The 19,999-nt window shown below is 34.7% G+C and carries 16 protein-coding genes; 8 read left to right on the forward strand and 8 right to left on the reverse strand.

Annotated features, from left to right (window positions below):
• The first annotated feature begins 32 nt into the window (after positions 1–32).
• The 3 genes from pyrR to FD26_RS02680 are packed head-to-tail and all read left to right on the forward strand — an operon-like array spanning position 33 to position 4,065.
• Positions 33–560 (forward strand): bifunctional pyr operon transcriptional regulator/uracil phosphoribosyltransferase PyrR, encoded by a 528-nt coding sequence (gene pyrR, locus FD26_RS02670; RefSeq protein ID WP_057866895.1) that lies wholly within the window; start codon positions 33–35, stop codon positions 558–560.
• Positions 561–583: 23 nt separating this feature from the next.
• Positions 584–1,672, forward strand: a complete 1,089-nt coding sequence (locus tag FD26_RS02675) for a carbamoyl phosphate synthase small subunit (RefSeq protein ID WP_057866896.1) — start codon at positions 584–586, stop codon at positions 1,670–1,672.
• A complete protein-coding gene (locus tag FD26_RS02680) occupies positions 1,663–4,065 on the forward strand; it encodes an ATP-binding protein (protein ID WP_057866897.1) in 2,403 nt (800 codons plus the stop codon). The genes FD26_RS02675 and FD26_RS02680 overlap by 10 nt, the downstream gene beginning before the upstream one ends.
• 68 nt (positions 4,066–4,133) lie before the next feature.
• Here FD26_RS02680 and FD26_RS02685 read toward each other — a convergent pair whose 3' ends face one another.
• Positions 4,134–5,798, reverse strand: a complete 1,665-nt coding sequence (locus FD26_RS02685) for an Rqc2 family fibronectin-binding protein (RefSeq protein ID WP_057866898.1) — start codon at positions 5,796–5,798, stop codon at positions 4,134–4,136.
• Positions 5,799–5,934: 136 nt separating this feature from the next.
• Between FD26_RS02685 and FD26_RS02690 the strand changes: the two genes are divergently transcribed.
• The 4 genes from FD26_RS02690 (at position 5,935) to FD26_RS02705 (ending at position 10,490) form a co-directional block, all read left to right on the forward strand.
• A complete protein-coding gene (locus tag FD26_RS02690) occupies positions 5,935–6,801 on the forward strand; it encodes a DegV family protein (RefSeq protein WP_057866920.1) in 867 nt (288 codons plus the stop codon).
• Between the two features lie 132 nt (positions 6,802–6,933).
• A complete protein-coding gene (locus tag FD26_RS02695; RefSeq protein WP_057866899.1) occupies positions 6,934–8,178 on the forward strand; it encodes a CAP domain-containing protein in 1,245 nt (414 codons plus the stop codon).
• Positions 8,179–8,559: 381 nt separating this feature from the next.
• Positions 8,560–9,792 carry an oxalate decarboxylase family bicupin gene (locus FD26_RS02700; RefSeq protein WP_057866900.1) on the forward strand — a complete coding sequence of 411 codons (1,233 nt, stop codon included), beginning with the start codon at positions 8,560–8,562 and terminating at the stop codon, positions 9,790–9,792.
• On the forward strand, positions 9,792–10,490 hold the full coding sequence (locus FD26_RS02705; RefSeq protein ID WP_057866901.1) for an FAD-dependent oxidoreductase: 699 nt from the start codon (positions 9,792–9,794) through the stop codon (positions 10,488–10,490). Before FD26_RS02700 ends, FD26_RS02705 begins: the two co-directional genes overlap by 1 nt.
• Here FD26_RS02705 and FD26_RS11015 read toward each other — a convergent pair.
• Entirely contained in the window at positions 10,398–10,928 is a 531-nt protein-coding gene (locus FD26_RS11015; protein ID WP_082623055.1) for a hypothetical protein, read from the reverse strand. The two genes, FD26_RS02705 and FD26_RS11015, sit on opposite strands and share 93 nt — an antisense overlap.
• Before the next feature lie 517 nt (positions 10,929–11,445).
• Between FD26_RS11015 and FD26_RS02715 the strand changes: the two genes are divergently transcribed.
• Positions 11,446–13,419 carry a BspA family leucine-rich repeat surface protein gene (locus FD26_RS02715; RefSeq protein ID WP_057866903.1) on the forward strand — a complete coding sequence of 658 codons (1,974 nt, stop codon included), beginning with the start codon at positions 11,446–11,448 and terminating at the stop codon, positions 13,417–13,419.
• Between the two features lie 392 nt (positions 13,420–13,811).
• Here the strand turns inward: FD26_RS02715 and FD26_RS02720 are convergent, their stop codons facing one another.
• The 6 genes from FD26_RS02720 to FD26_RS02745 form a co-directional block, all read right to left on the reverse strand.
• Positions 13,812–14,672: a metallophosphoesterase family protein gene (locus FD26_RS02720; RefSeq protein ID WP_057866904.1), complete on the reverse strand. Its 861-nt coding sequence runs from the start codon at positions 14,670–14,672 to the stop codon at positions 13,812–13,814.
• A gap of 373 nt (positions 14,673–15,045) precedes the next feature.
• Positions 15,046–16,836: a DNA helicase RecQ gene (recQ, locus tag FD26_RS02725; RefSeq protein WP_057866905.1), complete on the reverse strand. Its 1,791-nt coding sequence runs from the start codon at positions 16,834–16,836 to the stop codon at positions 15,046–15,048.
• Positions 16,837–16,894: 58 nt separating this feature from the next.
• A complete protein-coding gene (locus FD26_RS02730) occupies positions 16,895–17,539 on the reverse strand; it encodes a TetR/AcrR family transcriptional regulator (protein ID WP_057866906.1) in 645 nt (214 codons plus the stop codon).
• 4 nt (positions 17,540–17,543) lie between these two features.
• A complete protein-coding gene (locus FD26_RS02735) occupies positions 17,544–18,638 on the reverse strand; it encodes an ABC transporter permease (protein ID WP_057866907.1) in 1,095 nt (364 codons plus the stop codon).
• Positions 18,616–19,359 carry an ABC transporter ATP-binding protein gene (locus tag FD26_RS02740; protein ID WP_057866908.1) on the reverse strand — a complete coding sequence of 248 codons (744 nt, stop codon included), beginning with the start codon at positions 19,357–19,359 and terminating at the stop codon, positions 18,616–18,618. Before FD26_RS02740 ends, FD26_RS02735 begins: the two co-directional genes overlap by 23 nt.
• 97 nt (positions 19,360–19,456) lie before the next feature.
• Positions 19,457–19,954 carry a methylated-DNA--[protein]-cysteine S-methyltransferase gene (locus FD26_RS02745; RefSeq protein ID WP_057866909.1) on the reverse strand — a complete coding sequence of 166 codons (498 nt, stop codon included), beginning with the start codon at positions 19,952–19,954 and terminating at the stop codon, positions 19,457–19,459.
• Positions 19,955–19,999 lie beyond the last annotated feature (45 nt).

Here is a 19,999-nt window from a genome sequence, read left to right on the forward strand (position 1 = left end):
TTGTGAGTGCTTTTTTGAAAGTAGGGAAAATTATGGCTAAAGAAATTATTGACGGTCAAACAATGACGCGTGCCTTGACCCGTATCACTTATGAAATTATTGAAAGAAATAAAGGAATTGAAGACCTTGTTTTAATTGGTATCAAAACACGTGGCGTTTTCGTGGCTCATCGAATTGAATCTAGATTAAAACAATTGGAAAATATCAATATTCCCGTTGCTGAATTGGATATTACTCCATATCGCGACGATCAAACTCATGAGGAAAAGGATATTTCTAAGGTAAAAACTAATCCTTTAGACATTGATATAAACGATAAGCACGTTATTTTGACTGATGATGTTTTATATACTGGTCGTACTATTCGTGCAGCTATGGATGCTTTGATGAGCGCCGGACGTCCTAAAAAGATCTCTTTGGCAGTTTTAGTTGACCGCGGACATCGCGAGTTGCCTATTAGAGCTGATTTTGTTGGCAAGAATATTCCAACCTCTCAAAAAGAAAAGATTAAGGTATCCATGAAAGAGATCGATGGGGAAGATAAAATCGAAATCGAATAAGTATTATTTGAGGAGTTGCTATAATGAAACGTTATTTAATTTTAGAGGACGGAACTGTTTTTCCTGGTGAAGGTTTCGGATCTTCTATCATTACCACTGGACAGTTGGTAATATCAAATAATCGTACGGGAATTGAACAATCAGTTACAGATCCTAATACTGAGGGACAAATACTAGCCTTTACAATTCCTTCCGTTGGTAGCTCAGGAATCAATCGTGATTTTTATGAATCAATTAATTCTCAGTGCAAGGGAGTAGTTATTGGTTCATCTAGTTTATCAACTGTCGATAATTCAGTCTCATTTGAAGATTGGATTGCCGGATTAAAAATACCGGGAATTAAAAATGTCGACGTCAGGGCTTTATCGAAGCATATTGCCGAACACGGTGAAATGAAAGCTAGTATCATGGATACTCATGATGAGCATGCCATGGATCAAATCAAAGCGTTGGTTTTGCCACCTGACTTAGTCAAACGTGTCTCAACAAAGCAGTCTTATCCTAATCCTAATATGGGATTAAAAATTGTTATTGTTGATTTAGGTTTAAAGTATTCAACCTTAAGACAATTGTCATATCGTAATTGTAATTCAGTGATTGTTAATTATAATTCAACTGCCGATGAAATTGAGAATCTCCATCCTGATGGAATTATTTACTCGAATGGACCTGGAGATCCCAAAGATTTACCGAATACAATCAAGACTATTCAAATTCTTCAAAAAAAGTATCCTTTGTTGGGGATTGGTTTAGGCAATTTACTGATTGCTTTAGCTAATGATTGTCAAATTGAACGGTTAGCTCAACCGCATCATGAGTCTTCTTTGGCTGTAAAGGAAGTAGCCAGTGGCAAAATTGATTTTGTCAATCATAATCATTCTTATACATTGGATCAGAAGTACATTGGTTCTTCTGATTTTATCGTGACCAACGTCTGTGTAGCAGATGGCTCTATCGAGGGTATTCGACATGAATATCTACCGATTATGTGTGTATTATTTGAACCAGAGGCTGCTCCTGGACCTACTGATGGCTATTATGTCTTTGATGAATTTATTGATTTGATCGATTCAGTTAAGCAGCAAGAGGGGGCTAGAAGTCAATGGAATTAGAAGATGTACATACAATTTTAATTATTGGCCCTACAAGTAGCGATAAAAATGTTGATCTCTCTACAGTACTTTATGATACCGTTAGTATTTTGCATCAACTAGGATACAAGGTATCAATTATTGTAGAGGATCCTACTTCTTTACTCTCATCAGGTTCCTTTTATGATAAGACAATCGTAGAAAAAGTTAGTGGTGACAATGTTCTGAAATACGTTCAAAAACATCATCCCGATGCTATTTTGCCAACAGTTGGCGATCGAAATGCTTTGGGAATTATCTCCAGTTTAAATGGTAAAATTGGTGTTACCAAAGTGTTAGGACCTAATTTTGCAGCCTCATTAGCTACTTTTAAGCGTGAAATGTTTATAAAACGTTTAACAAAAGCTAATTTACCGGTTATTAAATTTATTTCATCTGATGATGAAAAAGAAATTTATAGTTTTATTCGTTCAATTGGCTTTCCAATTGTTGCTCGTAGAAGATATTCTAATCGTCATTCTAGTGGTTGGACTAATATTAATAACTTATTTGAATTAGATAATTTTATGGCTATGGAGGATATTTCAGATACAAAAATCGAAATTGAACGTAGCATTCGAGGTTTCAGTGAATATTCATTTACTATCTTGCGCGATCGTTTTGATAATTCTTCACTAGTAGGAACGATTGAAGATATTGAACCTATTGGTATTCATCATTTAGATTCAAATTTAATTTCACCAGCTATTTCGCTAAATGATTCGAAGCTTCAGCGTTTAAGAAACTTTTCTATCAAGTTAGCCCGAGCCTTTAATATTATTGGTATTTGTACAGTTCACTTTGCCTATAATCATGTTACAAATGAGTCCTATATAACTGAGTTTATTCCTCGATTAAGTGAGGAGACAAAGTTCTTAGAGTATGCCACAAGCTATCCAGTCGCCACAGCTGTAGCTGAGCTTTGTTTGGGCTATCGTCTTGATAAGTTGCAGCTTGATGCCGGAAGTCCCTTTAATGGAGCTACTGAGCCATTTGTGGACCATATTACCTCGCGTTTCCCTCAATGGAAGACACCGGGACAAAAATATTTGGGACCAAGTAAAACTTCGGATTCTAGTATTATAGTTAATGGCTTTAGTTTGGAAGAGGTTCTAAACAAGGGCGCTTTGAACGATAAGTTTAATAATAATTTTGATCGTTATAATGAATTGCGTAAATTAGATGATGATGAATTATTTGAAAAAATTATTCACCCTACTAATTGGATGCTCGATGTTTTGTTAGAGGCACTGCGTCGGAAATTTGAAAAACCAGTTCTATCAGAAATTACTGGAATTAATCTTCCGTATTTAACCGCTCTACAAAATATTATTGATAATAGTTTGATTATTCGTGAAGGCGAAGTTGATGGGAAAAATGTTGAACGAATGGTAGAAATGGGCGTTAAAGGTGTTGGACACAGCAAGTTGTTGCTAGACAGCTCCGATATCGTCACAAAAACCGTCGTGAAAAATAAGCAGTCAGTTTCTGTAGCCAACAATGAATTCATGAATCACAATTATTTCGTCACAAGTGGGATTAGTAATGAGCTGAAACTAAGCGACTGTAAGAAAATTATTGTCAGAACACCAATTATTACTTCTAAAACAGACGTGATGATTCGTCAATTCGTACTATTTCAGTTATCCAAATCCATTGACCAAAATGGGTTAGAGCCTATCATCATTGGACGTGAGCCATGGAATGCACCACTTGTCATGCGTCGCAAAGTAATTGAGATCGATGACCCACATATGGAAATAAAAGGTTTGGGTTTAATTGATAATGACAGCATCCTGAATATTATTGATCTTTCTAAAAATTTAGTAGATACCGATGATAAACGAGTCTTTCAATTTAGTTCCCAGAAGGTTAAAGATATAGAGCTAGAAGGAAACACTTTAGTTCGTGTAATGGTAGTTAGTGATGGCAAAAATTACTTAGCTCCAGCTGTTATTTATCGAGCTAAAAGGGATGACCATCTTTATGAAATTAGTTCCATTAATAATTTTATGACCCCAGAAGATCGAGCGGATATTGCTGAATTGATCAATCAGGAACTGGAAGAAAACGATCATGTTGATATTTATAGTTTTGAAATAATTAAAAATCATGATCATTGGCTGGTAACTAAGAAGTACCGGGGGATGACTAGTGATATTATCAGACATGAATTAGCTAGTTCAGTTCATGTCATTGATACTTTAGTCAAACTATTACTAGGTAATAAAATTGATGATAATTTATCATTAGAAAAAATCTTTGATAACTTTGATGAAAAATATCTATTAACAATTGATAGCAAACGTTATAAATTGCTTGATAAAGATGAAATTCAAGCTAAATTAAATGAACTACGTAAAAGTGAAAAATAAAAAAGCCCAGATAACTTAATATAAATAGTCATTTGGGCTTTATTTTGTCTAAAAAATTCAAATACTTTTTAGTCTTCTTTTAAATCTGCGACTAACTTACGATCGGGGTCGACTAAAATAGTCTTTTGTCCTTCAAAAATAACAAAACCAGGTTTAGCACCATTGGGTTTGCGAATATGTTTTACTTGAACATAGTCAACAGGGACCTTGCTAGAATCACGTGCTTTAGAATAATAAGCTGCAATAGTAGCTGCTTGAGTGATTGAATCTTCGTCAGGATCACTCGTTTTGAGAATAACATGAGAACCTGGTATGTCTTTAACGTGGAACCAATAATGATTCTTTTGAGCTATTTTCATAGTCAATTGATCATTTTCTAAGTTGTTCTTTCCTACGGTAATTTCGACGCCATTAGTAGTTTGGAAGTTTTCACCGATCTTTTTCTTCCGCTTCTTACGAGCATTCTTCCGCTTTTTCTTAATGTACCCTGAATCAATCAGTTCATCGACAATTCCATCAACATCTTCGATATCGACATATTCAAGGGAGGCTAGGACTGATTCCAAATAATTTACTTCGTTAGTCGTGATTTCTAGCTGTTCTTTGATATGAGGAATTGAATTCTGCAGTTTCCGGTAACGTTTATAATAACTTTGCGCATTAAGCGATGGGGAATACTCTGGATTAAGTTTGATGGTAACTTCTTCATTATTATAATAATTAGTCAGGGTAATTGAACTAGAACCATGTTTAATTTGAGACATGTAAGTCGTTAACAATTCACCGTATAAATTATATTTGTTCATAACGTCAGTTTGTTGCAACTGCTTGTTTAATTTTTTGATTTTAGATTTATCTTTTTTCAAGATAATATCTAAACGATGCGTAATACTCTTCGTTTGTTGTTCGATACGATCCAAACGAGCTTTATCAAGGTAATAATTATCAAGTAACTCGCCTAAAGAACTATAAGTATTGACTTCATCAGTCGTATTAGCAAATTCTATTGGGAAGAAGCCTAGTTTATGTTTGTTTTTAGAGTTAGCCGTGTTGGGATGAATATTATCTTGGTACATTGAAATAAAATCATCTAGTGAATGACCTTGGCCAATAAATTGTTCCATTTCGGCCGAAGTATCTAGGCCAATACCTTCATATTTTTGACGAATATCACTAGCAGTTAGGTTTTTAAGATTTTCATCTTTTGTTGAAAATGGATTGATTTTATTTTGAGCAGGAGGTAATTTATAATCATCTCCAGGTAAGAGACCACGAAAAGTATTATTTTCTGGTGAAACTCGTTTAATTAGATCAACGATCTTACCAGTTTCCTTACTTATTAAGAAGATATTGCTGTGACGAGCCATTATTTCAGTTATTAATGTGTAATCGTGGATATCGCCTAATTCATTCTTAGCTGATAAATCGATCATGACAATTCGATCATTATTGAGTTGTCGAAAATCTTGAACAATTGCACTAGTAATATACTTTCTTAAAGACATCACAAAGGTTGATGGCTTGGCTGGATTAGCAAAAGGTTGGTCAGTTATCTGAACACGAGCATATGAGGGATGTGCTGATAATAACAATTGTCGATTCTTACGGTTGCTTCTAATTGTAAGAATTAATTCGTTGGCAAATGGCTGTTGAATTTTGCTGATTCGACCGCCACGCAAATTCTGATTTAGTTCGTTTACCATTGCGTGGGTAAACATTCCGTCAAAAGACATTTTTTACTTCCTTTCTAATAAATACATGATAATTTCTGAAACTTTTATTCTGTAACAAATATAAAATGAATGAATATGATATAATCAAATGGTTATACAATCATTATACGTAACCAAACAAGGAATTGATAAATTTATGAAAATATCCATTGTAACAGATAGTACATCTTATTTGCCACAAGAAATCGTCGATAAATATAATATAACAGTTGTGCCAATAGAAGTAGTATTTAATACCAAAACATACCGTGAAGACATTGATATTACTACATCCGAATTCTATGATTTATTACAAAAATCACCAGAATTACCTTCAACGGCTCAACCTTCGATTGGCGAAATGATGAACGTATACGATAAACTGGCTAAAGAAGGCTATGATACCGTAATATCGATTCATTTAGCAAGCACAATCTCTGGATTTGTTAATAATCTCAAATCCGCTGTTCAAACAATCGACAATATTAATGTAGTTGTTTATGACTCACAGATTACTGTTCGTTTAATGGGGTATTTAGCCCAAGAAGCCGCTAAAATGGCTCAAGAGGATAAACCCTTAGACGAAATTATCGAACGATTAGATATTTTAAGAGCATCAATCGGCGAATCATTTGTTGTAGATGATTTAAAAAATCTTGTAAAAGGTGGAAGACTTTCTAATACTTCAGCAGTAATAGGTACCGTCTTAAATATTAAACCTTTGCTAGAATTTGACAATGATAGTCATAAAATTGTTGCCTATGACAAAGTTCGCTCTATGAAGAAGGCCAAGCTAAAGGCTGAGGAAAAATTAGCAACCGCAATGGAACAAGTGGATTATCCACTCAGATTATTAGTTCTGGACGCTGATGATCCTCAATCGGGCGATCGTTGGGCCGAAGAACTGCATGAGAAATATCCTGATAATACACTGGAACGTTCATACTTTGGACCTGTCATTGGAGCTCATCTAGGTAAAGGCGCTTTAGCCATTGCTTGGATTAGAGATTTTGACAAATCCTAACTACAAAAGCCTTAGGCTTTTTTATTTTACCAAAATAATATAAAATAATTATTAGAATTAATAGTTTATTAATACGCCTATTGAGTTAGAATGAATATAACCATTATTTTCACGATGAAAGGGGGAAGTATCATGTTTTCTAAAACTAAGAGAGCAGCTATTTTAGTAGCCGCTAGTGCACTTCTTGCAACAAGTCTAGGGGAGAATATTGTATATGCAGATACCACAAGCAGCGATGTTTCAACAACGGCTTCAGCAACAGGTACTAGCAATACTAATGTAGCCACTGCCACAAATGATAATAGTGACTCAAGCAACCAAGTTGTAAGTGCTAATTCCGCATCTACAACTACCAAATCGAACGATAGTAGCACTTCCAATACTGCTACCACACAATCATCTTTTAGTAGCATCGATGTTGCAGCTGTGAAAGCAGCTATGTTGTCAGAATTGAATCGTTTGCGTTCCCAAAATGGTTTATCAGCTTTGACTTCAGTAAACACTTTGAATGCCTATGCACAAACTAGAACTGATAGTTTTATCAATACTGGTGTTGACAATCATGTGGGCTGGAATTCTGCTAACATGTATCCATATAACTTAGATGCAGAAGAAAATATTGCCCAAATGCCTTATTCAATGTTAGGTACGACTGATCCTACAACAATCGCTCAAAAAATCACTCATGAATTTTACAGTGAAATGTATGATCCTGAACCTAACTACGGTCATAGAAAAAATATGTTGAACCCTTATATTAACTATGTAGGTATTGGTGTAAGTGTTTCTTCAACTGGAATGGTTTATTTCTCACAAGAAATGGGTAATGATCAAGCATCACATAGCAGATATGATGCTAGTGATATTTATGCCTATTATTTAACTAATGAAAATGATTATGCCAATGTTTCAAAATATGACATAGCTGATGCCGATAAAACTGGTGCTGATTATCAAGAACGTGATAATTATAAGACAGCTGACGTCAGAGGTGGCGTTACTACTAAGAATAAGGTAACCTCCGTTTACGATCGTTATGGAAACAAACGGACGGACTATGAGTTGTCTCCTAATTCATCATGGGTTTCCGATGTCATTGCAATAATTGATGGCAATTTTTATTATCATGTAAGTACTGATGGCTTCGTAGCAGCCGATGATGCATTGCCTTGGGCAACATTCTTAGCAGGGTCAACAGTTAAAGCAACCGCTAATGCGGCTGTCTATGATGATTCTGGTACCTTTACTGGTCAAACTGTTCCTAGTGGATCACAATGGATCGTTGACAGAAGAGCTGTTAATCCACAAACTAACTTAAAGATGTATCGTATCGGAACTAATGCTTGGATTCAACAAAATCAATTAACACAAAAATAAATGGATAAAGATCTAATGACTAATAAAAAGGTCATTGGGTCTTTATTTTATTTATGCAAGAAACTTATTTTACTGAAAGATTTGAAACAACATCCTCAAAATATGTTTGAACATATTTAAAAAATGCTATGCTAATTAAGCATTTAATTATTAATAAATATTAAATTAATTGTAACTGTAGAAAGACTAATCCTCTGAATCCCTTGACATTGTTAGCTCTTTTTCTGATTTAAGCATAGATGCTGCTATTGAAGCTTAAATTTTGCTATTTTTTATCTTCAAAAATCAGCAAATATTTTTGGGCTTTTAAGGGTTATCATTTGAATGGTGTAAGCGTTTGTTATACCATGGACTCATAAAAAAATAGGATGGTGAGTAGATTTGGGAGACAGAAAAGTAGAACCAGAACGTAAAGCTGATAATGCAGGATGGATTGATCGTGGACCAAGAAATTATCAACGTGATTTACAAAATCCAGATTTATTAGTCTCACCAATTACCGATCACGGTACAGTGTCAAATTTACGTTTTAGCTTTTCGGATGCACATATGAGAATTGAAGAGGGCGGATGGACCCGTGAAGTAACTAATCGTGAATTGCCAGCCTCACATGATATGGCCGGAGTCGATATGTGTTTGAAACCAGGAGCTTATCGTGAACTTCATTGGCATAAAGAAGCAGAATGGGCATTTATGATTGCTGGAAATGCTCGAGTAACTGCATTGGATGCTGAGGGACGTAGTTTTATTGATGACATCAATGCTGGTGACTTATGGAACTTTGAAGCCGGAATTCCTCATTCAATTCAAGCCTTAGATCAAGGTTGCGAATTTTTGTTGGTCTTCAGTGAACCTGATTTCTCGGAAAATAATACTTTCTTACTAACTGATTGGTTAGCTCATACTCCAAAGGATATTATTGCCGCTAACTTTAAAGTTGATGAAAGTGTCTTGGCCAACTTACCTGGTAAGGAAAAATATATCTTTAACGGGGAAGTTCCTGGTCCTATCTCTGAAGTAAAGAAAAATAATTCTAATGGCGATGTTCCTTCACCATTTACGTTCCACATGAGTGATTTGAAGCCACATGAATTCGAAGCTGGTAAAGTTTGGATTGTTGATTCTAAAGTCTTTCCAGTTGCACAGACTATTTCAGCTGCAATTGTTGAAATTCAACCAGGTGGTATGCGTGAACTTCACTGGCATCCTAAGTCAGAAGAGTGGGACTACTTTGTTCAAGGACATGCAAAGGTTGGTGTTTTCAATTCCGCTTCATTAGCAAGAACCTTTAATTTCCAGGCTGGTGATGTTGGGGTAATTCCAATTGTAGCAGGTCATTATATTAAGAATATTGGTGATGAACCATTGATCTTCCTAGAAGTTTTCAAGAACCCAATTTATTCAGATATTTCACTTAATAAGTGGTTAGCAACTTCACCAACTCAAATGGTTGCAGATCATTTAAACATTAGTCCTGAGACAATTAACCAATTTCCTAAAGAGGAAGCCGCAGTTGTTTGGTACGATCAAAGTCGTATTGATAAAACTGCTGGGAAACCAATTGACGATGAATCACAAGACCTACAGTTTAAGGCTGGACAAGTCTTTAAGTAATGACTCAACTAGTTAAGGATGTTGCACCACTCAGTTGGAGAGAAATGGCAATTCATAGTGCCAAAATAGTTTTAGCGGCAAATCAACGTTACGGAAGCAATTTGACTAAAGCAGGCGTAACTACTATTGAGGGACATGCAACTTTTGTGAATTCTCAAACAGTTATGGTTCATGGTCAAGAATATCATGCCGACAGAATAATTATAGCTAGTGGTGCTCGACCTAGAGAATTGAAGTTTCCTGGCAGTCAATACATGGAGCACAGTGCCAGTTTTCTAAAAAGTTCTAATTTACCTGAGAATATTACAATTATAGGTGCTGGTATTATTGCTTTTGCCATGGCAAGTATTGCTACTGAAGCGGGAGTCAAAGTAACCATCGTGCAGCATAATAAACGAGCTTTGGGGATTTTTGATCGTGAACTGGTCCAAATTTTAATCCAACGATTGAAGAATGCCGGTGTAGTATTCAAATTCGATAATACAATTCAAAAAATTTCTCAGCTGGCTACGGGTTCTTATCAAGTAACAACCAACCATAGTCAATTTGAGACTGAGGCCATTTATTGTGTAGCAGGTAGAATACCTAATACAGAAGATTTAAATTTATCTTACCTTATGGAGGACATCTTTATTAATCAACGCATTCATTCCATTATTCATTTTTTCGTCATCTTCTTGATTCAATTGGTTTGTTGACGTCGATCCTCTAAAACCTCCACCAATGGATTTGGCTTCAGGTATTCTTTTATATTCACCGTTAGAATTTCTAAAGAAAACACTTTTATATGCAAATGCGGGGGACCAAAATTTTCCGGGTATATTATTAGTTCCTGCAGGTAATTTAGAAAGAACCATAGCAAGTCTTTCTCCCGCTTTAGGTAATCGATTATTCTCTTCTTCAACAGTTACGATTTCTTCGGAATTACTATCATCGCTTGAATTACTTGGATAATTTGCAGCGGCCAGCATTTCTTTTCTAGTAATATTTCCACCTAAAAACATTACACGAATGGTTTTATTCAACTGTGATTTATCGCCATGTAAAACCTTATTAATTGTTACTGCAGCAATTGTATAAGGACGGTTCTTAAAAACGTAGCTTTCTAAACCTGTAATTTTGCCTTCAATCGTCAATTCTCCAGAATTTACTAGCCCCGAAAAAGTTGAAGGGTAGTTTACAAAGTCTATTGCATCAGATTGTTGTTCAATCTTATGACTATAAAATTTATTATTAATTCGTTCAATATCATTTTTACTAAGGACTTTCTTTATGCCTTTTAGTTATTGTTTTACGATTGTTAACGTCGGTTGTTTGATGAATGGCAAAACCGCCTAAGAGTATAACGATGGTGATACTGCTTAAAATTAATTTTAATTTCAAAATTTAATACCTCCTTTTTTTAGAAATTTTCTTTATGCCTTAATACTATAGGAAAAATTTAGAGTAAGACAGATTTTATGGCTAATTGATTCTAGAATAATTAACGTTAGAAATTTAGGATAAAAATACTTTTAAAAGATTATACAGATTAGTTGAAATATTGATCGATAAATATAGGATTGTTTCTCTTACTATGGTGATAATTATTTCACAATATAGTGATATAATTTTAGTTATAACTCGAAAAATAAAGTAGAGGGGAAATACATTATGAGATTTGAACAATTGAAGAGAGAATCAGGATCAGTAATTAGAAAGAAATTATATAAAAAGGGTAAAATGTGGATCGTTGCTTCAGCATTGAGCTTTGCTGGTGGAATAGTTTTGTTGGGAACTACAACAAATAATATTTTTGCTGATACAGTTAACTCACAAGATACTGTGGTTTCCAATATACAATCGGATTCGACTGCAACAGGAGAAACAAATACGGCGGATAGTACTAAAGAGATTACAACTACGGTCAATGTACAAACTAATTTAGGAACAATCACAATGAATGCTACAGGTAAAGCTGGTGAAACCATTCAGTTAAATGTTCCTGATAAAACTGGTTATACACCTGATAAGAATACGATTAATGTAGCAATTGATGCCGACGGAACAGCTACGACAACAGATATGATTACATATACTTTAAAAGATGCTAATGAAAATAATAACGTTGATCAAAATGGAGATGAAAATGATACTAAAGATTCTAATAGCCTTAGTACATTAAATTCTAGTCCTAATATTCAAAAAAGTACCGATGATAGTTTAAATTCTAGTAGTAGAACTGAGGGTGTAAATTCTGGTATTCAAGCAACTGCAGCAGATGATTCGACAAACTTAGCGGCTGGTTATAATGGAACCAGCCAGTGGTATATAAATGAAAATGGAGACCTTCATATTGGTGCCGGTACTTTCAATGATCCTTCTTCTCTTGACTCGGATTATTGGGTAGGCGTTTTTGCTGGTTCTGGATTTTCCCGAAATGACGCAGAATCTTTACAAACAAAAATAACTAAAATAATATTAGATGGAAATATAGTAGCGCCAATTAATTCTACAGAACTTTTTGGTGAATTTACAAATTTGACGGAAATTGAAAATTTGAACTCACTCGATACGTCAAAAGTTACTAATATGGGTATGATGTTCATGAATGATTCTTCATTAACTTCTCTAGATTTGAGTAAATTTGATATGTCTGAGGTTATCAAAACAGACGACGATTCCTCTGATCCCATCCCCTCTGGTACGGATCAGATGTTTGATGGTACTAAACTTTCAAGTATAACTTTAGGTGCTAAAAATAAATTTATGAATAACGTTAGCCTACCAAATGCCTTGAATGCCGATTGGGTAAATATTGGTACTGGAACTATTGATTTCCCACAAGGAAATTTGAACTTTACAGAGACAGCGCCAAGTCTTTCTACATTATATGATGGCAACGGAAAAACAGGAACTGAAACATTCGTACCTTATGATGCTTCAAAAGTTAAAGGATCTCTTACTATTCATAGTAATTTAGGAGATAAAGTTGTCGACAATATTACTGGTAAGATTGGTAATTCAATTGACGTGAATGTTCCTGCAGTCGAAGGCTATAAAGCCGATAAGACAATCGTAAAAGCAACTGTCAATGCAGATGGAACTATTACAACAACAGATTTTGTTACATATACGAAGATCACTAGTGGCGGATCAGGGTCGAACGAAGGCAGTTCATCAAATTTAAAGATCGTAGATAAGAGTCAATTGGTTTCTATATATCCCGATAAAAATGAAGTTACTTTGTATAAATTAGATGGTTCAAAGTATAAATTAGATGGTTCAAAGCTTACTCCTATTAAAAATCGTGCTTTAGCAGCTGGTACTGACTGGTATAGCGATAAAGTTGTTATTCTTGGCAGTGGTGATGACGCCGTTAAATATGTTCGTGTAGCAACTGATGAATGGATGAAATTGTCAGATGGATACAGATATGAGAATAAGAAGCTTGTTGTAACTACTAATAATGATAATATGACTCAATTATTGAAATCTGAAGCAGTTCCTGTTACAAATCGAGCATTAGGACCAAGGTCTAGTTGGTTAGTTGATCGAATTGGTTATTTAGATACCAGTGACAATCCAAAAGGATTTTATCGAGTTGCAACGAATGAATTTGTTGATCCGGATAATGTATCTATATAAATAATAAATGTAATTAATAGCCTCGAATCGGTTAATATGTGAATAAGAACATATATTTTATTAGTTATCGGGATATACACGGTTTATGAAATAAAAAGGCAGCAATTCATACGAAATTATGTATGAATTGCTGCCTTTTTATTTGTGAGATTTAAATCTTGTCAGCTACTTATTGGAATTGATTCTCAATAAGTAGCATTACCATATCAATATAAGTTTAACGCACATAAGATTTTTTTGAACAATGACAAAACACATACCAGTAATCTAACAAAAATTAGATTACAAGATTTAATTTAATAGGAACAGGTGGTGCAAGTAGAGAAAATGGCCTAAAAGAGAATATTATATATTTAAGGTTACATAATATGTATTATAGGAAGTTGAATATTTTATTCAAATCTAGACAATTTTTGTAGATATTTTAAAACATCAGATTTATAGTTATATTTTTGAATCTGATCATTAAGTTCAGCATCATTATGTGTAAATGCTTTGCCATCAGTAAAAATCTTTTCGTAGAGTTCAATGAATGGCAATTTAGCGGTTGTCGCTAAATTAAGCTCATCTTTAATTGGATATGTGACTTTTCTAAAATCAATTCCACCATAACCAGTATCATCAAAAGTTAGAATCGCATACTGAGCGCGTCTGTCAGCGCTAAATTTTTTCCAAGGCGTGTACGGTTGACCGATGGAACCAGGATTAATGATTAATTGACCGTTGCTGCTGGTTCTTAGTAGTTGATGGTGAGTATGTCCATAAATAGCTATGTCAGTTTGAGGATGTTCTTTAAATAATAAATTATCAAAATTTGATTGTTGTTCATAAGGTAACAGCTCATGACCGTAATTTTTAGTTGGAGTATTATGCGTCATGAGAATGTTCAGATCGCTTATTGAGGTTGTAGCTGCTATAGGCCAGTGATTCATTTGGTTGAGATACTGTGGTTTGAGGTGATTGAAAACATATTTTAACAGTTCGACAATATAGGTAGTCTGAGGTTCATTGATATATTGTTTGCTAATGGCAAGAATATCTTCAAAGAGAAAGTCGTCCCAATTGCCACGTATCTTATAGGTAGTATTAACACTATTTAGTAGGTCAAAAATAGTGTTAGTGCCAGGGCCGGGCATAAGCAGGTCACCAAGAAACCAAAATTCTGATGTCCCCTGCTTTTTTGCGTCTGCAATTGTGTATTTTAAAGCGGTGTAATTTCCATGAACATCTGAAATCAGTGCAATCTTTTTCATAGTTGCGCCCCCTTTTGTTTAATATCGAGTTATAATGACTTATTTTTGTGTTTTTTGTTATATGTTTTCGTAAAACATATAATTTTATATTTAATGATAATCAAAAAAAGTAAATTATTGGTCGATTTCATTCATATAAATGAACAGTTCATCATTATTCGATCATAAAACTCGCCTCTCAGCACGCTTATTGGCTTTATAAAAGGTATATTTAAACTTTTTTGACTATTTATCTTTTTGATCTGGACTTTACCTGCTCTAACCCCCGGTCTAATCATGTTTTTATTTTCTACTCTTTTTTGATGTTTTCATAAAGCATTTATCTATACTATCACAAAAAAAGCAGCCTACTTACCGACTACTTTAGTATAAACTATTCAGCTTTTTGATATTCCTTTATTTCATTAATAAAACTTTCACCATATTGTTCAAGCTTTACCTTTCCTACTCCACTAACAGCTAGGAACTCACGACTATTAGTAGGTATTCGTACACACATATCTTTTAATGTTTTATCGGAAAAGATCATAAATGGTGGTAATGCCTGTTTCCTAGCAAAACTTAAACGCAAGGCTCTTAGCTTTTCAAAGAGATCAACATCAAAGCTTCCGTCATCAACCATTGGCTTACGATCAGGAACTTGTTGCTCATCTTTCTTCTTGGCAACATTCAGTTGTCCCTTTAAAACTGCTAGTCCTTTCTTTGATAACAATAATGTTGGATACTCGCCACCACTACTGCGTAAAAGTCCATTTGCAAATAAAAATTCAATCAAACGGCTAGTTTCTTTAAGAGTTCGATCCTTAAAGATACCAAAAGTAGATAATTTTTCGAAGTGTCGCCAATCATCAGCAACGTCGTCTTTACCCACTAATACTCGGGCAATAAGCTTTTTACCATAGCGCTGATTCATTCTTACCACACAGCTTAAAACCTTCTGAGCATCAGCTGTAACATCTTCTACTTCACGGTTATCCAAACAGTTGGAACATCTTCCACAAATTTCCGAGTTTTTTTCTCCAAAATAATCTAGGATGAACTTCATTAAACAAACTTCAGTTTCGGCATAGCGACTCATTTCAAAAAGCTTATTTTTTAAACTGAGTTTATACTGATCATCACCCTGTGAATGATCGATAAAAAATTGATGTAATCGTAAATCAGCTGGTGCATATAGCAAGACAGCTTCAGCTGGTAATCCATCTCGTCCGGCACGCCCAACCTCTTGATAATAGCTTTCGATTGTTCCTGGAATTGTAAAATGTACGACATATCTGACATTGGTTTTATTGATCCCCATACCAAAAGCATTCGTTGCTACAATCACATTGATTCGATCGAACAAAAAGTCTTCTTGCTGCTGATGTCGTTCCTGGTCGCTTAAACCTGCATGATAACGTCCAACTAGTACATCATTAGCCCTTAAAAATTCATAAATATTGTCGACATCTTCACGTCTACCAGCATATATAATTCCTGATTCATCTATATGAGCTTTTACGTAGTTCAGAACATATTCAGACTTATCTACGCCACGTTCGATTTTAAGAGCAATATTATCACGGTCAAAGCCTGTTTTTACGATATTATCAGCTGGAATTTTTAAAATTTGGGCCAAATCATCTTGAACCTGCTCCGTTGCTGTAGCAGTCAAAGCTAACCAAGCTGGTTTCCCCGGCAATTGTTGCAGTGGTTCAACCATCTTCAGATAGCTGTTTCTAAAATCATGTCCCCACGATGACAAAACATGGGCTTCATCAATTGCAATTAATGAAATATCTAAAGCCGATAACCAACTATAGAATTCATCATCGACTATTTTTTCTGGTGCCACAAACAATAATTTTACAGCTCCGCTTTCAATGTAGCGCATCCGCTCTTCACGATCATGCCACTCAACTGTACTATTCAAAAAAGTTGCTGGTATACCGACTTCATTCAGACTGTCAACTTGATCTTTCATCAAAGAAATTAATGGTGAAACGACCAAAGTTAATCCTGAAAGAATTGTTGCTGGCAATTGGTAGCAAATTGATTTTCCACCGCCTGTAGGCATAATTCCCATAGCCTTTTGCCCAGCCATAACTTTCTCAATTAACTCTCTTTGACCAGGTCGAAAAGTATCGTAACCAAATTCCTCTTTCAAGGTTGCTTCTAATTTCAATTACGTGCTCCTTGTCAAAAATAATATAGATAAATCATAGCACATTTTAATTAAAAGTTTATTTATTGATTGCTCTCAGAACGGTTGTCTCTATCTGATCTAAGTCTGATTCAATCTGTTGTGCAGTTCTTTCAGGGGTAATTCTTTGATTCTGTAAAAAGTAAAATAGCAACTGACCAATCATCAAGCGTAGAAATTGAGTGACATCTAAGTCAGATCTAAGTTCTTTCGTATCATTAAGTGCTTGCCACACGTTATTGAGAAAGATAGCTTTAATAGAAGTAATTTTTTTCAAAAACATCCCCTTAATTTGATCATTAACTAAAATCTGAGTAGTTAAAATCATAACTGCATCTTTATTTTGAACCAAAAATTGATAGCGATTATGAACAATAAAATGTATTAGCTCTTTTAAATCATGTTCATTTGATTGAATCTGCTTGGCAAATGTTTTCCCGTATACTGGTAAAATATGCTCAATTATTGGCTCAATAATAAATAACAAAAGATCATCTTTTGATTTAAAATACTTAAAAATTGTTGCTTGACTCATACCTGAAGTTTCAGCAATTTGAGCCGTTGAAGTACCATCATATCCTTGCTTAGAAAATAACTCCAAAGCTGCCTTTAATACTTTTTTCTTTCCATTAGGCATCTGCGCTGTTTTTAGCCAATTATCCAAATCCTGAAATGCTTGTTCCATTTTATTAGACCTTTCTATATTTTCTTAAGCCCACTATATTTAATCCCGTTAAAACAATCAAAAATACTAATAGCACACCAATTTCAGGCACTATTTTTATAAATCCTGCTCCAGACATGACAATGTTAGTTAAGGCATCACCCGCATATTTTAAAGGTAGAATGTAGGAAATGACTTTGACGCCGTTCGCCATTGAATCTAAAGGAATGATTCCTGAGAAAAAAATCTGTGGCACTATTACTAAAGGAATAAATTGCATCATCTGAAATTCCGACTTAGCAAAAGTCGACATCAAAATACCGAAAGCTAAAGCCACTAGTGCTAAGACGAAGTTAATTAAAATTACGTAAAGAATATTTCCGACCACTTCAACATTCAAAGCCCAGATAGTAAACACAACAATTATTAATGTCTGTACAATAGCTAACCCGCCATAACTGAGCATGTAGCCAAAGACAATCTCTGAACGCTTCACTGGAGTGGCTAAAAGTCGATTCAATGTACCAGAAGTACGTTCTTTCAAAAGTGCCATCCCTGAAATCAAAAAGACAAAGAAGAAAACAAAGAATCCCATTAAGATAGGAACTATTTTATCAAAGAAATTAGTCTGGCTATCTCCATATTTATAGTAATTATGAATTTTACTTTGTTTGTTTTCCTCTTTAGGAGCATTAGGCATACGAGCCTGAATCTTTTGCAAAGTGCTTTGTAGCTTCTTAATCGTTGTGAGCATCAGTGACATTTTCAAGGCTGCCTTTGTTGCATTGGTTTTACTTGCATCTGTATTAGCGTAGGTGACATAAAAATCAGAATTATGATAATTGATCACTGCATCGATTTTTTGATCATCTAATGCTTGTTGAGCCTTTTTATCAGACGAATATGTTTTAGTTTCAATATGACTAATTTTGTCTAAATTTTTAATAAGGCTGCTCTTAACGTTGACTGTAGCTATATTCACATCAGTTGTCGAATTGACTGAAAAAACTAGCTTCATCAAAAATAAAATCAAGATTGGGGCTAAAAACATTAACATTAAGGTTCTCTTGTCACGTAGTAATTCTTTAGCAACCCTTTTAGCGATAGATATTGTTCTCATTTTGTTGCGCCTCAGCTTTCAAAAAGACATCTTCAATCGAATTAACTTGATATTGCTGTTTCAAACTATACGGATCATTATAGGCAATAATCTGTCCACCCAATAAGAGGGCTACGTCATCCGTCAGTTCTGCTTCATCCATCACATGAGTTGTTACTAAAATCGTCATGCCTTGATTACGTAAATTTTGTAATTCCCACCAGATTTTTCTTCTCAAAGCTGGATCAACTCCAACCGTTGGCTCATCTAAAATTAAGATCTGATTGAATCCTAATAAAGCAATCGCTAAAGATAGACGTCGCTTCATCCCGCCTGAATAACCACTAACCCGTTTACCCAGATTATTGGTTAGATCAACTACTTGGGCAACATTCTTAATCTGTACTTGAGCTTGGTCCTTTTTTATTCCTTTCATGTCAGCGTAAAATTGTAAATTTTCTTGTCCTGTCAATTGCTCATATAAAGCATCCGATTGAGCCATATAGCCAATCTTACCTAGTAATTTACGATTAGGCATAATTTGGTTGAAAATTCTAGTCTGACCACTATCAGGGGTTTCCATCCCTAGGATTATTTTAATAATAGTTGATTTACCTGCTCCTGATGGACCAATCAAACCAATTATTCGACCACTGGGAACTTGAAAATTTACATCCCGCAAGACAGTTTGTTTTCCAAATTTTTTAACAATTTGATTTAAAGATATAACTGTATTAAACATATTAACATCTCCATTTTAAGTGAGTGAGTATTTACTCACCGAATTGATTAAAGCGAGTATAACTCATTTATCAAAAAAAGCAAAACATTCTCTTATTTTATTGAGAATGTTTTGCCTCTATTTTTAATAAGTCTTTTTTCATAATCGTACCTCCCCGATAACCACCTAGCTTGCCAGACTTTGTTAACACTCGATGACAAGGAACAATTATCAAAAGTGGATTTTTGCCTATCGCACTTCCTACAGCTCTCACTGCTTGAGGTCGACCAATCGACTGGGCAATCTGAGAATAGTTAGTAGTTTGACCATATGGTATTTGTCTTAAACTATGCCAAACCTGTTTTTGAAACTCTGTTCCAGAAATATCAATTGCTACTTTAAAAGTCTTCCTAGTTCCTTCCAGATATTCTTTTAATTGTATATAGTAATTTCTAAGCGGCGCTTCTTGATCTATCAACTCTGCTTCAGGATAAAAGCTCTGTAGCTCACTTAAACCTTTATCCCACGACCCCACAAAAGCTAAGCCACGGTTTGTTGCTCCTAATAAGTAAGTATGCTCGGCTATTAAAAAATCATGATAATAAATCTTCTGCATAATGTCTTCTCCCTTTATCTATATGACGTATTATAAGTTAAATTC

This window comes from Companilactobacillus crustorum JCM 15951, assembly GCF_001434585.1.
In the GTDB taxonomy this organism is placed as follows: domain Bacteria; phylum Bacillota; class Bacilli; order Lactobacillales; family Lactobacillaceae; genus Companilactobacillus; species Companilactobacillus crustorum.

Bases quoted from the DNA above. Each gene is read 5' to 3' on its own strand.
- FD26_RS02715 (WP_057866903.1), top strand. From the start codon at position 11,446: ATGAGATTTGAACAATTGAAGAGAGAATCAGGATCAGTAATTAGAAAG.
- FD26_RS02735 (WP_057866907.1), bottom strand. From the start codon at position 18,638: ATGAGAACAATATCTATCGCTAAAAGGGTTGCTAAAGAATTACTACGT.
- FD26_RS02730 (WP_057866906.1), bottom strand. From the start codon at position 17,539: ATGGAACAAGCATTTCAGGATTTGGATAATTGGCTAAAAACAGCGCAG.
- FD26_RS02705 (WP_057866901.1), top strand. From the start codon at position 9,792: ATGACTCAACTAGTTAAGGATGTTGCACCACTCAGTTGGAGAGAAATG.
- FD26_RS02680 (WP_057866897.1), top strand. From the start codon at position 1,663: ATGGAATTAGAAGATGTACATACAATTTTAATTATTGGCCCTACAAGT.
- pyrR (WP_057866895.1), top strand. From the start codon at position 33: ATGGCTAAAGAAATTATTGACGGTCAAACAATGACGCGTGCCTTGACC.
- FD26_RS02690 (WP_057866920.1), top strand. From the start codon at position 5,935: ATGAAAATATCCATTGTAACAGATAGTACATCTTATTTGCCACAAGAA.
- FD26_RS02675 (WP_057866896.1), top strand. From the start codon at position 584: ATGAAACGTTATTTAATTTTAGAGGACGGAACTGTTTTTCCTGGTGAA.
- FD26_RS02695 (WP_057866899.1), top strand. From the start codon at position 6,934: ATGTTTTCTAAAACTAAGAGAGCAGCTATTTTAGTAGCCGCTAGTGCA.
- FD26_RS02685 (WP_057866898.1), bottom strand. From the start codon at position 5,798: ATGTCTTTTGACGGAATGTTTACCCACGCAATGGTAAACGAACTAAAT.
- FD26_RS02740 (WP_057866908.1), bottom strand. From the start codon at position 19,359: ATGTTTAATACAGTTATATCTTTAAATCAAATTGTTAAAAAATTTGGA.
- FD26_RS02745 (WP_057866909.1), bottom strand. From the start codon at position 19,954: ATGCAGAAGATTTATTATCATGATTTTTTAATAGCCGAGCATACTTAC.
- FD26_RS02720 (WP_057866904.1), bottom strand. From the start codon at position 14,672: ATGAAAAAGATTGCACTGATTTCAGATGTTCATGGAAATTACACCGCT.